17 protein-coding genes are annotated in these 13,821 nt (G+C 62.0%); 5 read left to right on the top strand and 12 right to left on the bottom strand.

Going from position 1 to position 13,821, the window contains the following annotated elements:
- Positions 1–189: 189 nt before the first annotated feature.
- Together BFQ00_RS13575 and BFQ00_RS13570 are read right to left on the bottom strand one after the other, a co-directional pair.
- The gene (locus BFQ00_RS13575) at positions 190–978 is read right to left on the bottom strand and encodes a substrate-binding periplasmic protein (RefSeq protein ID WP_065933789.1); all 789 of its coding nucleotides are present in this window, start codon (positions 976–978) and stop codon (positions 190–192) included.
- A gap of 91 nt (positions 979–1,069) precedes the next feature.
- Entirely contained in the window at positions 1,070–1,693 is a 624-nt protein-coding gene (locus tag BFQ00_RS13570) for a TetR/AcrR family transcriptional regulator (RefSeq protein ID WP_065933788.1), read from the bottom strand.
- Positions 1,694–1,918: 225 nt separating this feature from the next.
- Between BFQ00_RS13570 and BFQ00_RS13565 the strand changes: the two genes are divergently transcribed.
- The gene (locus BFQ00_RS13565) at positions 1,919–2,461 is read left to right on the top strand and encodes an exonuclease domain-containing protein (protein ID WP_065888362.1); all 543 of its coding nucleotides are present in this window, start codon (positions 1,919–1,921) and stop codon (positions 2,459–2,461) included.
- 197 nt (positions 2,462–2,658) lie between these two features.
- Positions 2,659–2,940: a pyrimidine/purine nucleoside phosphorylase gene (locus BFQ00_RS13560; RefSeq protein ID WP_065888361.1), complete on the top strand. Its 282-nt coding sequence runs from the start codon at positions 2,659–2,661 to the stop codon at positions 2,938–2,940.
- Positions 2,941–2,990: 50 nt separating this feature from the next.
- Here BFQ00_RS13560 and BFQ00_RS13555 read toward each other — a convergent pair whose 3' ends face one another.
- Positions 2,991–3,794, bottom strand: a complete 804-nt coding sequence (locus BFQ00_RS13555) for an MOSC domain-containing protein (protein ID WP_065933787.1) — start codon at positions 3,792–3,794, stop codon at positions 2,991–2,993.
- Between the two features lie 40 nt (positions 3,795–3,834).
- Entirely contained in the window at positions 3,835–4,770 is a 936-nt protein-coding gene (locus BFQ00_RS13550; RefSeq protein ID WP_065888359.1) for a chemotaxis protein CheV, read from the bottom strand.
- Positions 4,771–5,312: 542 nt separating this feature from the next.
- Between BFQ00_RS13550 and BFQ00_RS13545 the strand changes: the two genes are divergently transcribed.
- The 3 genes from BFQ00_RS13545 to BFQ00_RS13535 all read left to right on the top strand — a co-directional run bounded on the left by BFQ00_RS13545 (position 5,313) and on the right by BFQ00_RS13535 (position 7,638).
- Positions 5,313–5,762 carry a hypothetical protein gene (locus tag BFQ00_RS13545; RefSeq protein WP_170827560.1) on the top strand — a complete coding sequence of 150 codons (450 nt, stop codon included), beginning with the start codon at positions 5,313–5,315 and terminating at the stop codon, positions 5,760–5,762.
- 326 nt (positions 5,763–6,088) lie between these two features.
- Positions 6,089–6,982, top strand: coding sequence for a sensor histidine kinase (locus BFQ00_RS13540; RefSeq protein ID WP_065933786.1), 894 nt, complete (start codon positions 6,089–6,091; stop codon positions 6,980–6,982).
- Positions 6,979–7,638 carry a response regulator transcription factor gene (locus BFQ00_RS13535; RefSeq protein WP_065933785.1) on the top strand — a complete coding sequence of 220 codons (660 nt, stop codon included), beginning with the start codon at positions 6,979–6,981 and terminating at the stop codon, positions 7,636–7,638. The genes BFQ00_RS13540 and BFQ00_RS13535 overlap by 4 nt, the downstream gene beginning before the upstream one ends.
- Here the strand turns inward: BFQ00_RS13535 and yegS are convergent.
- From yegS to cheB, 8 genes are all read right to left on the bottom strand, one after another.
- The gene (gene yegS / locus BFQ00_RS13530; protein WP_065933784.1) at positions 7,597–8,517 is read right to left on the bottom strand and encodes a lipid kinase YegS; all 921 of its coding nucleotides are present in this window, start codon (positions 8,515–8,517) and stop codon (positions 7,597–7,599) included. The genes BFQ00_RS13535 and yegS overlap by 42 nt on opposite strands.
- Positions 8,518–8,831: 314 nt before the next feature.
- On the bottom strand, positions 8,832–9,224 hold the full coding sequence (locus BFQ00_RS13525) for a DUF2802 domain-containing protein (protein ID WP_065888355.1): 393 nt from the start codon (positions 9,222–9,224) through the stop codon (positions 8,832–8,834).
- Positions 9,225–9,707 (bottom strand): chemotaxis protein CheW, encoded by a 483-nt coding sequence (locus BFQ00_RS13520; protein WP_057721368.1) that lies wholly within the window; start codon positions 9,705–9,707, stop codon positions 9,225–9,227.
- A 78-nt stretch (positions 9,708–9,785) separates the two neighbouring features.
- Positions 9,786–10,586, bottom strand: a complete 801-nt coding sequence (locus BFQ00_RS13515) for a CheW domain-containing protein (protein ID WP_065933783.1) — start codon at positions 10,584–10,586, stop codon at positions 9,786–9,788.
- Positions 10,586–11,374: a ParA family protein gene (locus BFQ00_RS13510; protein WP_065888353.1), complete on the bottom strand. Its 789-nt coding sequence runs from the start codon at positions 11,372–11,374 to the stop codon at positions 10,586–10,588. The genes BFQ00_RS13515 and BFQ00_RS13510 overlap by 1 nt, the downstream gene beginning before the upstream one ends.
- A gap of 50 nt (positions 11,375–11,424) precedes the next feature.
- Positions 11,425–12,312: a flagellar motor protein MotD gene (motD, locus tag BFQ00_RS13505; RefSeq protein WP_065933782.1), complete on the bottom strand. Its 888-nt coding sequence runs from the start codon at positions 12,310–12,312 to the stop codon at positions 11,425–11,427.
- A gap of 142 nt (positions 12,313–12,454) precedes the next feature.
- Positions 12,455–13,195: a flagellar motor protein gene (locus BFQ00_RS13500; RefSeq protein WP_065888351.1), complete on the bottom strand. Its 741-nt coding sequence runs from the start codon at positions 13,193–13,195 to the stop codon at positions 12,455–12,457.
- On the bottom strand, positions 13,195–13,821 hold a 627-nt coding region (gene cheB, locus BFQ00_RS13495; RefSeq protein ID WP_139114992.1), incomplete at its 5' end, for a chemotaxis-specific protein-glutamate methyltransferase CheB. The genes BFQ00_RS13500 and cheB, both read right to left, overlap by 1 nt.

Raw genomic sequence — 13,821 nt, 5'->3', positions numbered from 1 at the left:
GCAAGAGCGTTTTGCTTACTTTTGCGCTTTTCAAAAGTGAGCCGCTGTAAAAGCGGAACCTATATCAGCCGTTACCGCAGAAACGGATATGTACCCGGTCCAATCCAGCATCCTGGTCGGCCCAGAGGCCGCCATCGGGGGCAAGTCGAATCGTCGCACCGCCCCTCCCACACTTGATCGGCGGCGCTCTCAGGGCAGTGGCGTTATATCAATCCGATACGGCGCGAAAATTCTGAGCATCTGGCCGTTATCCCGCAAGCGCTTGAGCAGCTCGGCAAATACCGGCCCGGTGATCGGCGCCTTGGGCCGCAGCAGCGCGTAATGGTGATAGACCTGATCAATGCGCTCCGACACCAGGAACTTGTCCGCCATGTCCGCGTTGCGCACCATGAAATCACTCAAGTACGAACGAGTGACCAACGCAATATCGGCACGCCCCCGCGCGACCATCAGCAAGTTGCTGTCATGGGAGTAGGTCAAGGTAGCGTTGAAGTGCTCGGCCAGGTACTTGGGGTCGGGGTTGAACTGGGCGAAGGCGTAGTGATAACCGCTGAACACCGCCAGGCGTTTGCCGGCCAGGTCGGTGAAAAAGCGCTGGTCGCGACCGGGCTCACGCTCGGCCACGAAGATTTCAGCGTCTTCCAGCCCCATGTCGACGCTGGTATGGGCCACATTCGTCCACCCCCAGGAGGGGTTTTCAAAGATTGCCATGTCCACCCGGCCCTGCTCGAAATCGCGAAAACGCCGGGGGATCGAGGTGGGCACCAGCACGAACTGATAGTCGCTTTGCACGGCGTTCAACGCTTCGACCAATTGCGGCAGCACTCCGGTATCGGCGCCTTGCTCAGGGCGTACGGTATACGGCGGAAAATGCGCCGCGCCGACCCTCACCAACTGCGCGGCGCCGGCTTGCGTCCACCCTGCGGTACCCAGCGCCCAAAATGTAAGTCCTGCAGCCAGCCGCCATGGCGAAAACATCTAGGCACACACCGTTGAATTCTATGATGGCGATAAGCTAGGCGTTTTTCCCGGGAGAGACAACGCTTGCCAGTAAATTGATAGCTGCGCCTCAATCCGCCTTGAGCACCATCAGCAGGGCTTCTTCAGCCAGTTCTTCAAGCGTCAGGCTGCCCTGGGTGCGGAACCAGGTGGTGGTCCAGGACAACGCGCCGGTCAGGAAGCGCCGGGTGATCAACACGTCGCCCTTGATGTAGCCGGCAGCCCTGGCTTCGCCCAGCACCTGCAGCCAGATGTGCTCATACACGTCGCGCAGGGCCAGTACCCGGGCCTGACCTTCGGCAGACAGTGAACGCCATTCGTACACCAGCACCGCCATCGCCTCACCGCTGCCGCCCATGATCGACTGCAATTCGCAACGGATCAGCGCCCGCACGCGCTCGCGCACAGTGCCCGCCTGCTCCAGCGCAGCGCGCATCATCGCGGTGTTGTAGAGGATGGTTTCTTCCATCACCGCGCGCAGGATCTCGTCCTTGCTCTTGAAGTGATGAAAGATGCTGCCCGACTGGATGCCCACCGCGCCGGCCAGGTCACGCACGGTGGTGCGCTCGAAGCCCTTGTTGCGAAACAGGTGCGCTGCGGTTTGCAGCAACTTGCCCCGGGCGCTCTCCGGGTCGGTCAACTGGCCAGCGTCGACCATGGTGCGCATCACCCGCAGGGCTTGATGGTCATCCATGCTGCTTTCCCTTATGTCTACTATCGTCTTGGCGGGCAATTTAGGCCGTGGCCGTCAACCAAGCAAGCGCTTGGGCAAAACGTGTGTACAGGGTTTACAAACCAGGCGCCTGCCGGGTGGTATCGCGACCCGCCATTGGAAGATTGAATAAGCCCCCTGGGCGGAACTACACGGCCCGGCTACGCTCTATCCCCATCAGGACAGGAACAGTACGGGAACCTGCGCATGCCTCATTGGCTGATTATTGACCTTGAAGCCACAACAGATGACGGCGGCTGGCCCGTGACGGAGATGGAAGTCATCGAAATCGGCGCGAGCCTGGTCAACCGCCAGGGTCGCGAGCTGGATCACTTCCAGCGCTTCGTGCGACCACTGCGGCGGCCACTGCTGACGCCCTTTTGCCGCCAATTGACCCATATCACCCAGGCCAACATCGACGCGGCAACGCCCATCACCGAGGTGTGGCCGCTGTTCGAACGCTGGCTCGGCCAGCATCGGCCCCGCCTGGAGGGCTGGGCCAGTTGGGGCGATTACGATCGCGTGCAGCTTGAACTGGAATGGCAACGCCATGGCCTGGCCAGCGCACTCGGCCAGACGCCCCATGTCAACCTCAAACAGCGTTTCGCCAAGGCCCGGCGTCTGGACAAGCCCCTGGGGCTCAATGGCGCGCTGCAATTGGCGGGGATGCAGTTCGTTGGCCAGCAGCATCGCGCCCTGGAAGATGCGCGCAACACGGCGCGTCTGCTGCCGTTGATTTTGCCGGTCTAGGCAGCTCTGAACGGCTTGGGCATACTGATCAACCTTTTGCCTTAATGCTGCCCACCTGTAGGAGCGAGCTTGCTCGCGAAGATCGCCAACGATAACGCAGCGCATCCGGGTTAACGGGGTGCTCTCAGGTTTTTCGCGAGCAAGCTCGCTCCTACAGTGCCTGGCGTAAGCTTGACCCTTTCTACGAGGATTCACCCATGTTCAAAGTCAACGAATACTTCGACGGCACCGTCAAGTCGATCGCTTTCGGCACCGAGGAAGGTCCGGCCACCATCGGCGTCATGGCCCCGGGTGAATATGAATTCGGCACCGCCCAGCGTGAAATCATGCACGTGGTTTCCGGCGCCCTGATCGTCAAACTGCCTGATGCCGAGTGGGAAACCTTCGCTGCCGGCAGCCAGTTCCACGTGCCGGCCAACAGCAAGTTCCAGTTGAAGGTCGCCGTAGACACCGCCTACCTGTGCGAATATCGCGGTTAAACGCCAACCGGTAAGAAAAAAATGCCCGTCTCCTGCGAGACGGGCATTTTTCATTCCAGCACCGTCACCGGCATGCCGACTTCCAGGCGTCCAACCCCATCGTTGACCAGGTTCTGGCCGAACATCGCGCCCTGCTCGGTGCCGCGATAGGCCTGCAGGGTCGCGAACGGCTCGCGGTCCGGGCTGCGCTCGCCGGTCTGCGGGTCGATGGTGGTGAGGATGCAACGTGAGCAGGGCTTGACCACGCGAAACTCCACCGCGCCGATGCGCAAGCGTTTCCAGCCGTCCTCGGCAAAGGCCTCGGCGCCGTCGATGACCAGGTTGGGGCGAAAGCGCAGCATGTCCATCGGCCGGCCGATATGGGCGCACACATCGTCCAGGGAAGCCTGGCCGATCAGCAGCAAGGGGTAACCGTCGGCAAAGCCGACCTGATCGCTGTCATGGCCAAAACCATGCTGGGTGAAGCGTGCGCGATCCATGGGCATATGCACCAGGCGCGTCGGTTTACCGATGAAGGCGCTGACCCAGGCCGCCGCCGCATCACCTGCGTCCGGCACGCGCAGCGTGTCGTGCCAGATGGTCACACCGCGTAACACATCGGCGCCCGGGAGTGCCACGTCCAACGTCCCATAGCCCGGCGAACTGAGGGTCAATCCGCCCTCCGTGTTCAACAAGGCAGTTAACTGGCTCATCTTCGCCACGGCGCGTTGCGTGAGGAATCGCCCGCTGGCTTCGTCCACCAGCATCCAGCGCCGATCCCCTTCCAGCCCTAGCCTGTCCAGGCCAATCTGCTGCAGGACCTCGGCTTTGCCGGACTTCAAGGGGTAACGATACAACGCGCTGAGACGGAGCATGGGCCTGCTTTCCTGGGGAAGAAAGTCGCATACCCTAAAGTCAGGCGGGCACTTCGTCCAGCATCAGTCGCTCACGCACCACATCGACCAGTTTGTCGGGCTGGAACTTGGAGAGGAAATTGTCGCAGCCGACCTTCTTCACCATCGACTCGTTGAAGCTGCCCGAGAGCGAGGTGTGCAGCACCACGTAAAGGCCACGCAGGCGCGGGTCGTTGCGGATTTCGGTGGTGAGGCGATAGCCATCCATCTCGGGCATTTCGGCGTCGGTGAAGATCATCAGCAGCTTGTCGGTCATCACCTGGCCGCTGTCGGCCCAGGCCTTGAGCATGTTCAGCGCCTTGAGGCCATCGCTGGCGATGTGCATCTTCACGCCCAACTGGCCGAGGGTGTCACGCAATTGCGAGAGCGCCACATTGGAGTCGTCCACCAGCAGCACTTCGCGGCCACGGGCGCGTTCCAGTACCGGGTCTTCGAGTTTTTCGCGGGAGACCTTGGCGTTGTAGGGCACGATTTCAGCCAGGACTTTTTCCACATCGATGATTTCCACCAACTGGTCATCGACCTTGCTGATGGCGGTAAGGTAATGCTGGCGCCCGGCGCTGGCCGGCGGCGGCAGGATGGCTTCCCAGTTCATGTTGACGATGCGGTCGACGCCACCCACCAGGAAGGCCTGCACCGAGCGGTTGTACTCGGTGACGATAATGGTGCTGTTGGGCCCTGGCACCAACGGGCGCATGCCGATGGCCTGGGACAGGTCGATCACCGGCAAGGTCTGGCCGCGCAGGTTGACCACGCCACACACAAAGGGGTGACGCTGGGGCATCAGGGTCAGCTTGGGCAGTTGCAGCACTTCCTGCACTTTGAACACGTTGATCGCGAACAGCTGTCGGCCGAACAAGCGGAACATGAGAATTTCCAGGCGATTCTCACCCACCAATTGCGTGCGTTGATCTACCGTGTCGAGAATGCCGGCCATTAAGGGCTCCTGGTATGCATGTCAGTTCTGCGAGTGCGCAGTTCATATAGGCAAGTTATCGGCGCCAAACGCCAGACCTTGACCCCGGTAAAATGCCATGTAAATGCATTGATGTCACACTGACATCATGCTTTACTGCATTCACCCCCCATAGCGCTGTATCGCGGCGCCGCGGGACATTCGAATCGACGTGCGGTTCCACTGCGTAGGGGATTCCCCTATGCGCAATCAGGCCTGACCTGATATTCGCGATATCTAATAGCCATTAATGTGACGCCATTCTCATTGCATGAATGGAGTCACGCTTTTGTTTGCCATCCCAAGCCCTGGGCCCGCCGGCCTTCCAGGCACTCACGTATCGGCAACTGAAGTTGTGGCATCCCGCTCAGCCGGGGTTACGCACGACTTTCGCGAGCATTTCAATAAAGCTCCTACAGGCATTTCGGAAGCTACCTACAAGACCCAATCCTATTTCAGCGCTAGTTTAAGCCATTCACCCGGTGCGACATCTCATCACCCGAGCTTGAGTTGCGGAGACATGCATGATGAATAGCGCGAACGAATGGCAAACGGCACTTCCCGAGTTTCTGCGGGAGGCCGAGATGCTGCTGATCAAGTCCCAGGAGTGCTTGAGCCATCTGCATTTGATCCGTGACGACAGTGACGCCATCGACTGCATGAAAACCAGCCTGGCCAAACTGGCTGAAAAGGCCGACAACCTGGCACCGCCGGCGATCAGCGATTTCTCGCGGCGCCTTCTGGCGCTCATTGCCAACGCCCGCACCCCCCTGCAATTGCACGACCAGGCATTGGATGCGTTGCATGACTGCCTGACGCTGCTGGCCTGGCAACTGGAACTGATCGACACGCGCACCGGTGAACTGCCCCTGGACGAGAGTGAGCAAACCGCCTTGATCGCGCTGGCGACCTTGCAGATTCCGCAAAAGGATCTCAGTCACGCGCCGCAGCCACGCTTGCATCACGGGACTTGAGCCTTAAGCAGGTCGTATTTGATAATCCACCTGTCCAAAAACGACCGATGATGGCAAAACAGGCGTAAATATCCATTAGACATCCATGCAATAACGATACAAACCAACTGTATTAATACAACTTCACTGTTTAACGCTGGGAATACCCTCCGGAGTATTTGCGCGGGCCATAAACCAATCAGGCGACCAACGGTAACAGGGGTGGTACTATGCGCCACTCGAAGTGACTCAACTTCATCATGTTTAAACACGACTCGGCAGCGTATTCCAAACAGAGCCCGGCCAACCGGTCTCCCCGCAGCGAACCCTCAGTGGCTTCATTCGTTATGTACGCCAAGCTAAAGCCACTTTTTTCCAGGTCTGTGTCGCGCAGCACTGCACGCCGCATCGTCCTTGCGCTGTGCCTGTGTTCGCTGTCTGCCAGCGCATGGGCGTACGTACACGCATCGCCCTTGTCGCTATTGATCCTGCTGCTCAACCTGGCCACGCTGACGGTGGTGGGCCTGCACCAATGGCGTTCGCGCAAATCGATCAAGTTCCAGCCCCAGGAATTGGCCGACCGCCTGTTGCAGGTCCAGGAAAACGAACGCCATCGCCTCAGCCGCGAGCTGCACGACGACATCGGCCAACTGCTGACCGCCGCCAAGCTGCAGACCGAATGGCTGCAGCGTCGCCTGCCGCCGGAGCTGCAGGATCAATGCACGGCGCTGTGCAATACCCTCAACGAAACCCTGGCCAAGGTGCGCGACGTGTCCGCCATCCTCAACCCGCGCCAGTTGGCCAGCCTGGGCCTGGAAGCGAGCTTGCGCGCGCACCTGCTCAAGACCCTGGCGGAAACCCAGGTGTGCTGGAGCCTGGAATGCCCGCAACGGCTGGCGGGTATTCCTGAAGAAATGGCCGTGGCGGCGTTTCGTATCACCCAGGAAGCGGTGACCAACATGCTCCGTCACGCCCAGGCGCACAACCTGCGGGTGCGCCTGCAACGCCTGCCCGAAGGCCTGTCGCTGATGATCTGCGATGACGGCCTGGGCTTTTCGCCCGCCACCGACCCAGGCCGCGAAGGCCAGCGCGGCATGGCCGGCATGTATGAGCGGACAAACCAACTGGGAGGCACCTTGTCCGTCAGCAGCGAGCCAGGCAAAGGTACGCGGATCGACGCGTTGTTCCCCTGGGCACCTCGCGACCTCGAACGGGCCGGCGAACCTGAGGTTGCCCGGTGACCTGCAACCTGCTCCTGGTGGATGACCACGCGCTGATCCGCGCCGGCGTTCGCGCGCTGATCCTGGATATTCCCGGCTACAACGTGATCGGCGAAGCCAGCGACGGCGCGCAACTGCTCGAACAGTTTCGCGCCCTGCAGCCGGATATCGTGCTGCTGGACCTGTCGATGAAACACACCGGCGGCCTCGACGCCCTGCAGCAACTCAAGGCGGCCTACCCCAAGAGCAAGGTGCTGATCCTGTCGATGCACACCGAGCCCGACTTGATCATGCGCGCGCTGGAGTCGGGCGCTCACGGCTACCTGCTCAAAGACATGACCGGCAACGAGTTGGAACACGCCCTGCGGGCCCTGCGCAGCAACGAACGCTACCTGAGCCCGGCCATCGCCCACACGGTGATCAACCAGGCGCTGATCCGCAGCCAGGGCGCGGCCTCGCCCCTGCCCCACAGCCACAACCTGACGGCGCGACAGCTGGAAATCCTGCGCTTGATCGTGCGTGGCAAGTCCACCCGGGAAATCGCCCACGGGTTGGGCCTGAGCATCAAGACCGTGGAAGCGCATCGCTCGCAGATCATGAAGCGCCTGCAGATTTTCGACGTGGCGGGCCTGGTGCTATTCGCGGTGCGCGAGCAGATCATCAGCCTGGACGACTAGGGGCGAACCCAGCGGCAGGTGTACGCGCAGGGCCTTGGGCACCGCTTCGAAATGCAGGTCGTCGCCTTCCAGCGGCTCGCCATCGAGGTTGATGTACAAGCCCTGCGCGCCCTTGATATTGACCCACGGCAGGCGGGCGCGCACGAACATGGTGTCCAGGCCCCAGCCATTGCTCATCAGTTCGCGCAGGGTGCCGACCACCTCCTGGGGTGCCGGCAGGATGCTGACGTCCAGCAACCCGTCATCGGCCAGCGCACCGGGGCACAGCACGTGCCCGCCGCCGGCCTGGCGACCGTTGCCGATGCCCAGCGCGAGCAACTCGCCTTTCCACTGGAAATCGGGGCCTTCCAGCTCAGCATAGGCGGCCTTCAATTCACTGAAGCGCGACAACCCGGTGAACAGGTAGGCGGCACCCCCGAGGACTTTCTTCAGGTCTTCGGACGTGTTGGCGGTGACCTGGCTGCCGAAGCCGCCGGTGGCCATGTTCAGGAAGATCTGCCCGCCGACCTGGCCGAGGTCGATTGCCCTTGGCTCGACATCCAGCAGCGCCAGAGCGCCGGCCGGCTCCAGCGGCACGCCGGCGGCCTTGGCGAAGTCGTTGGCGGTGCCCAGGGGCATCAACACCAGGCTGGCGTCGGTGTTGGCTTGCGCCATGGCTTCGGCGACATCGCGCAAGGTGCCGTCGCCACCGCCGGCGATGATATGGGTATAGCCGTTTTCCAATGCCTCGTTGACCAGGCGCAGCGCATCGCCGCCCTCCCACGTCACCCGCACCGCCAGCTCCCAGCCCCGCTCACGACGGGCCAGCACAGCCGCACGCACGTCCTCGTTGAGGGCTTGTTTGCCGTGGAGGATCAACAGGGCTTTGGGTGTGGTCATTTAGGGGTATCTCCTGGGTCAAGGTGCTTGCAGGATGTTGACCCTTGGGGACGGGGAAAAGTCTGTGGCTCAAGAAAATTGATTGATGTATGGCGACCAACATGTGGGAGGGGTCCTGGTGCCTGTCAGTTAGGCTTTTTGTAGGAGCGAGCTTGCTCGCGAAAAACTCACAGGCGCCGCGTTCATTCAGGAAGCACGCGTTATCGTTGACGTTTTTCGCGAGCAAGCTCGCTCCTACAGAGGACGTTGTACGCTTAACTGAATAGCATCAGGGCTGACCCCCTCCCACATTGAACCCAGCAAGCCAGCCCGAATCAGCTCTTGTGCAACTTGCTCATCAACTGCGCCTCGGCATGGGTCAGGCCGCACGACTGGGTCAGTTCGTCCACCGTCGCGCCCATGCCCACCAGCTTGGCCGCCTGGGCGAACGACAGGTTGGCAGGATCGCGTTGTTCCAACTGCACCAGCTTGTCCGGCAACGGCCCGAGAATCGCGCGCAGTTCATGCACCTCGTCGCCTACCCGCACCGCAGTCTGCTGGAAATGATCGACGCGTTTGACCAGCTCCAGAATGCGCCGGTCACGCACCGCATCGCGCTCGGCCTGTTGCAGGACCGACTCGCGTTGCTGGCGCATGTAGCGCAGCAGGAATGCCAAGGTCCCGGCCCACAACAGGGCCAGGACAATCACCGCCGCCTCAAGGAACAATCAGATGCTCTCCAGTTCCGACCACTCTTCTTCGCTCATCATTTTGTCCAGCTCAACCAGAATCAACAGCTCGTTGTTCTTGTTGCACACGCCCTGGATAAACTTGGCGGATTCTTCGTTGCCCACGTTCGGTGCGGTTTCCACTTCCGATTGGCGCAGGTAGACCACTTCGGCGACGCTGTCGACCATGATCCCGACCACTTGCTTGTCGGCTTCGATGATGACGATGCGCGTGTTGTCGTTGACATCGGTCGGCGCCAGGCCGAAGCGCTGGCGGGTGTCGATCACCGTCACCACGTTGCCGCGCAGGTTGATGATGCCCAGCACGTAGCTCGGTGCACCCGGTACCGGAGCGATCTCGGTGTAGCGCAGCACTTCCTGCACGCGCATCACGTTAATGCCGTAGGACTCGTTGTCCAGTTTGAAGGTCACCCATTGCAGGATCGGATCATCCAAACCTTGTGCGGACGCTGACTTGTTCATCTTTCTGACCCCTCAAATGCCGCTATCGACGGCGTGTGTGCTAATGGGCCGCGCAACCGCACGACCTTTATTGTCCAATCAACTGCGTTTGTTCTGCGCCATCGTCTTGACTGCGCCACTGGCGATCAACTCGGCCAGTTCGGCGACGTCGAGCAATGCGCACATGTGTTCGATCACGGTGCCCGCCAACCACGGCCGTTGGCCACGGTGGCTGCGCCATTTGATTTCGTTCGGGTCCAGGCGCAACGAGCGGCTGACTTGATGCACCGCCAGCCCCCACTCGTAACCCTGCACGGAGATCACGTACTGCAGGCCCTGTTGAAAATCGTCACGGTAGCGGTCGGGCATCACCCAGCGCGCCGTGTCCAGCACCTTGAGATTGCCGGCCTGGCTGGGCAGGATGCCGAGAAACCACTCCGGCTGCCCGAACAGTGGCGTCAGCTCCTGGCCTTCCAGGGAATAGATCGAGCCCAGGCACACCAGCGGCACCGCCAGGGTCAAGCCGGCCACATCGAACAACAGGCATTCGAACGGCTCGGCGGCCCAGGACGGGCGACCGTCACCGGTCACCGGCGGCGGCGTGATGCTCGGCGGCAGGTGCACTTGCACGATCGGCTCGACCACCACCGGCGCCACCACCTCAGGCGTGATCGGCAGCACCACGGGCAGCGCTTCGACCCGGGCGTCGCGGGCGTCGCGGGCCTGCTCCTCGAGCACCGCCAGCTGGAACTCATCCAGCGCAGCTTCGACCTCAATGACCGGCTCCGGCACCAGGATCGGTTCCGGCAGTTCCTCGGCGGTCGCGTCCTGCAGCAAGGCATCCAGGTAGGATTCCAGTGCCAGTTGCGGCCGCGTCTTGTATTGAACGGGACGATTCATCACGCCACCTGCGCCACAAGTTGCTGGGACAGCAGGTGCTTGAGCAACGCCCGATACGCCAGTACGCCGCGGCTCTTGCCGTCGAACTGCGACGGCGTAAGCCCCGCGCGGCTGGCGTCGCGCAGGCGCGTGTCCACCGGGATGTAGCCATTCCAGATGCTGTCCGGGTAGCCATCGCGCAGTACGCGCAGGGTGCCGAGGGACGCCTGGGTACGTCGGTCGAACAAGGTCGGCACGATGCTGTACGGCAGCGCCTGTTTGCGCGAACGGTTGATCATCGCCAGGGTGCTGACCATGCGCTCCAGGCCTTTGACGGCCAGGTGCTCGGTCTGTACCGGGATGACCAGTTGCTGGCTGGCCGCCAAGGCATTGACCATCAGCACGCCGAGCAAGGGCGGGCTGTCGATGATCGCGTAATCGAAGTCCTGCCACAGTTGCGCCAGGGTCTTGGCGATCACCAGGCCCAGGCCGCTCTGGCCCGGCGACTGGCGTTCAAGGGTGGCCAGGGCGGTGCTGGACGGCAACAGCGAAATACTGTCACTGCTGGTGGGCAACAGCAGTTGCCGGGGCAAGTCGCTCGGCACGCTGCCCTTGTGCAGGAACAGGTCGTAGCAACTGTGTTCCAGCGCATCCGGGTCGTAGCCGAAATAGCTGGTCATGGAGCCGTGGGGGTCGAGGTCGACCACGACCACGCGCTTGCCCGCCTCGGCCAGCAAGCCGGCTAAAGCGATGGAAGTGGTGGTCTTGCCGACTCCACCCTTTTGATTGGCAACTGCCCAGACTCTCATTCGGTTGATTCCTCCCGGTGGGCACAGGCGCGACCGAGACATTGCATAGGTTATTGAGCCGGTGACGGAGAATTGACGGAGCTTGTCCGCACCGGCGGTTTTGCAGGGGCCGGTGCAGTTTGTGTGCCAGCGCGCCGCAATGCCGCATCCGGTGTTGCATTTGCCGTGCCGGTGCCGGTCAGGCTGCGGCGTACATCCAGGTTACGTGACACCACCAGCACCACGCGCCGGTTGCGCCCGCGGCCTTCGGCCGTGGCGTTATTGGCCACCGGCTGGAATTCACCGTAGCCCACCGACGCCAGGCGCTGGGGGTTGACCCCCTGCATCGCGAGCATGCGCACGATGCTTGCCGCGCGCGCCGAGGACAGTTCCCAGTTGGTTGGGTACTGCGCGGTGCTGATCGGCACGTTGTCGGTAAAGCCTTCGACGTGAATCGGGTTTTCAAACGGCCTGAGGATCGCCGCCACCTTGTCGATGATGGTGAAGGCCTGGTCGCTCGGCAACGCATCGGCGCTGGCGAACAACAGGCTGGAATTGAGCTCGATCTCCACCCACAACTCATTGCCGCGCACGGTCATCTGATTGGACTTGATCAGGTCACCGAACGCGGCGCTGATATCGTCGGCGATGCTTTTGAGCGGGTCGCTGGTGCCGCCGATGCCGGCGGCGGTTTCATCGCTGTCATTGACCAGTGGCTTGGCCGGCGTCACCGTCCTGGGCCGTTCTTCGCCAATGGGAATCGGCTTGAGCGCGCGCTCGGAATCGTTGAACACCCCGACCAATGCCTGGGAAATGATCTTGTACTTGCCTTCGTTGATCGACGAGATCGAGTACATCACCACGAAAAACGCAAACAGCAAGGTGATGAAGTCCGCGTAGGACACCAGCCAGCGTTCATGGTTGACGTGCTCTTCAGGCTCGCGACGGCGACGGCTCACAGGCGCTCCCCTCCACACACCGAATCACCTGTAGGAGCGAGCTTGCTCGCGAAAAACCCGAGAGCAACGCGTTTATCCAGGATACCCGCGTTATCGTTGACGATTTTCGCGAGCAAGCTCGCTCCTACAAGGTTCATACCCATCAATCCGAGAAGCCCTGGAGCTTCAGTTCGATGGAGCGCGGGTTTTCGCCCTCGGCAATCGACAGGATGCCTTCGAGCAGCATTTCGCGGTAGCGGGACTGGCGCATGGCAATCGACTTGAGCTTGCTTGCCACCGGCAGCAGCACCAGGTTGGCGCTGGCCACGCCATAGATGGTGGCAACAAACGCCACGGCAATGCCGCTGCCCAGTTGCGAAGGGTCGGCCAGGTTGCCCATCACGTGGATCAGGCCCATCACCGCGCCGATGATGCCGATGGTCGGCGCGTAGCCGCCCATGCTTTCAAACACTTTGGCCGCATTGATGTCGCGGCTTTCCTGGGTGTAGAAATCCACCTCGAGGATGCTGCGGATCGCTTCCGGTTCGGCGCCGTCGACCAGCAGTTGCAGGCCCTTGCGTGCATAGCTGTCGGGCTCGGCATCGGCCACGCCTTCCAGGCCCAGCAAGCCTTCCTTGCGGGCGGTGAGGCTCCAGTTGACCACGCGGTCGATGCCGCCTGCCATGTCGACCCGTGGCGGAAAAATGATCCAGATCAGAATCTGCATGGCGCGCTTGAACGAGCTCAGCGGCGACTGCAGCAACGCCGCGCCCACGGTGCCGCCGATCACGATCAGCGCCGCCGGGCCGTTGGCCAGGGCGCCGAGGTGGCCGCCCTCCAGGTAGTTGCCGCCGATGATGGCGACAAACGCCAGGGTGATGCCGATCAGGCTCAAGACATCCATCAGAGGCAGGCCTCCACCAGATGCTTGCCGATGTCGTCCAGGCTGTAGACCGCGTCAGCCAGGTCGGCCTTGACGATGGCCATGGGCATGCCATAGATCACACAACTGGCTTCGTCCTGGGCCCAGATGGCGCTGCCGCCCTGCTTGAGCAGGCGCGCGCCTTCACGGCCGTCGGCGCCCATGCCGGTGAGCACCACCGCCAGAACTTTGTCGCCATAGGACTTGGCCGCCGAACCGAAGGTGATGTCCACGCACGGCTTGTAATTCAGGCGCTCGTCGCCCGGCAGAATCTTGATCGCGCCACGGCCGTCCACCATCATCTGCTTGCCGCCCGGCGCCAGCAGCGCCAGGCCGGGGCGCAGGATGTCGCCGTCCTCGGCTTCCTTGACGCTGATGCGGCACAGCTTGTCCAGACGCTCGGCGAAGGCCTTGGTGAAGGCCGCGGGCATGTGCTGCACCAGCACGATCGGCGCCGGGAAGTTGGCCGGCAGTTGGGTCAATACACGCTGCAAGGCCACCGGCCCGCCGGTGGACGTGCCGATGGCGACCAGCTTGTAGGCCTTGCGCTTGGGCGCGGGCGAATGGGCGCTCGGTGCCGGGGCACGACTGGGGGCTGCCGGCGCGGG

It is taken from the genome of Pseudomonas sp. 28 E 9 (genome assembly GCF_900004785.1).
Taxonomy (GTDB): Bacteria; Pseudomonadota; Gammaproteobacteria; order Pseudomonadales; family Pseudomonadaceae; genus Aquipseudomonas; species Aquipseudomonas orientalis_A.
Note: the sequence above shows the minus strand (reverse complement) of the source record. Positions and strands in the feature narration are given on the sequence as shown.

What these genes read in the sequence shown, in the direction of transcription:
- BFQ00_RS13575 (WP_065933789.1), bottom strand. Translation starts at nt 978, where the DNA reads ATGTTTTCGCCATGGCGGCTGGCTGCAGGACTTACATTTTGGGCGCTG.
- BFQ00_RS13570 (WP_065933788.1), bottom strand. Translation starts at nt 1,693, where the DNA reads ATGGATGACCATCAAGCCCTGCGGGTGATGCGCACCATGGTCGACGCT.
- BFQ00_RS13565 (WP_065888362.1), top strand. Translation starts at nt 1,919, where the DNA reads ATGCCTCATTGGCTGATTATTGACCTTGAAGCCACAACAGATGACGGC.
- BFQ00_RS13560 (WP_065888361.1), top strand. Translation starts at nt 2,659, where the DNA reads ATGTTCAAAGTCAACGAATACTTCGACGGCACCGTCAAGTCGATCGCT.
- BFQ00_RS13555 (WP_065933787.1), bottom strand. Translation starts at nt 3,794, where the DNA reads ATGCTCCGTCTCAGCGCGTTGTATCGTTACCCCTTGAAGTCCGGCAAA.
- BFQ00_RS13550 (WP_065888359.1), bottom strand. Translation starts at nt 4,770, where the DNA reads ATGGCCGGCATTCTCGACACGGTAGATCAACGCACGCAATTGGTGGGT.
- BFQ00_RS13545 (WP_170827560.1), top strand. Translation starts at nt 5,313, where the DNA reads ATGATGAATAGCGCGAACGAATGGCAAACGGCACTTCCCGAGTTTCTG.
- BFQ00_RS13540 (WP_065933786.1), top strand. Translation starts at nt 6,089, where the DNA reads ATGTACGCCAAGCTAAAGCCACTTTTTTCCAGGTCTGTGTCGCGCAGC.
- yegS (WP_065933784.1), bottom strand. Translation starts at nt 8,517, where the DNA reads ATGACCACACCCAAAGCCCTGTTGATCCTCCACGGCAAACAAGCCCTC.
- BFQ00_RS13520 (WP_057721368.1), bottom strand. Translation starts at nt 9,707, where the DNA reads ATGAACAAGTCAGCGTCCGCACAAGGTTTGGATGATCCGATCCTGCAA.
- BFQ00_RS13515 (WP_065933783.1), bottom strand. Translation starts at nt 10,586, where the DNA reads ATGAATCGTCCCGTTCAATACAAGACGCGGCCGCAACTGGCACTGGAA.
- BFQ00_RS13510 (WP_065888353.1), bottom strand. Translation starts at nt 11,374, where the DNA reads ATGAGAGTCTGGGCAGTTGCCAATCAAAAGGGTGGAGTCGGCAAGACC.
- BFQ00_RS13500 (WP_065888351.1), bottom strand. Translation starts at nt 13,195, where the DNA reads ATGGATGTCTTGAGCCTGATCGGCATCACCCTGGCGTTTGTCGCCATC.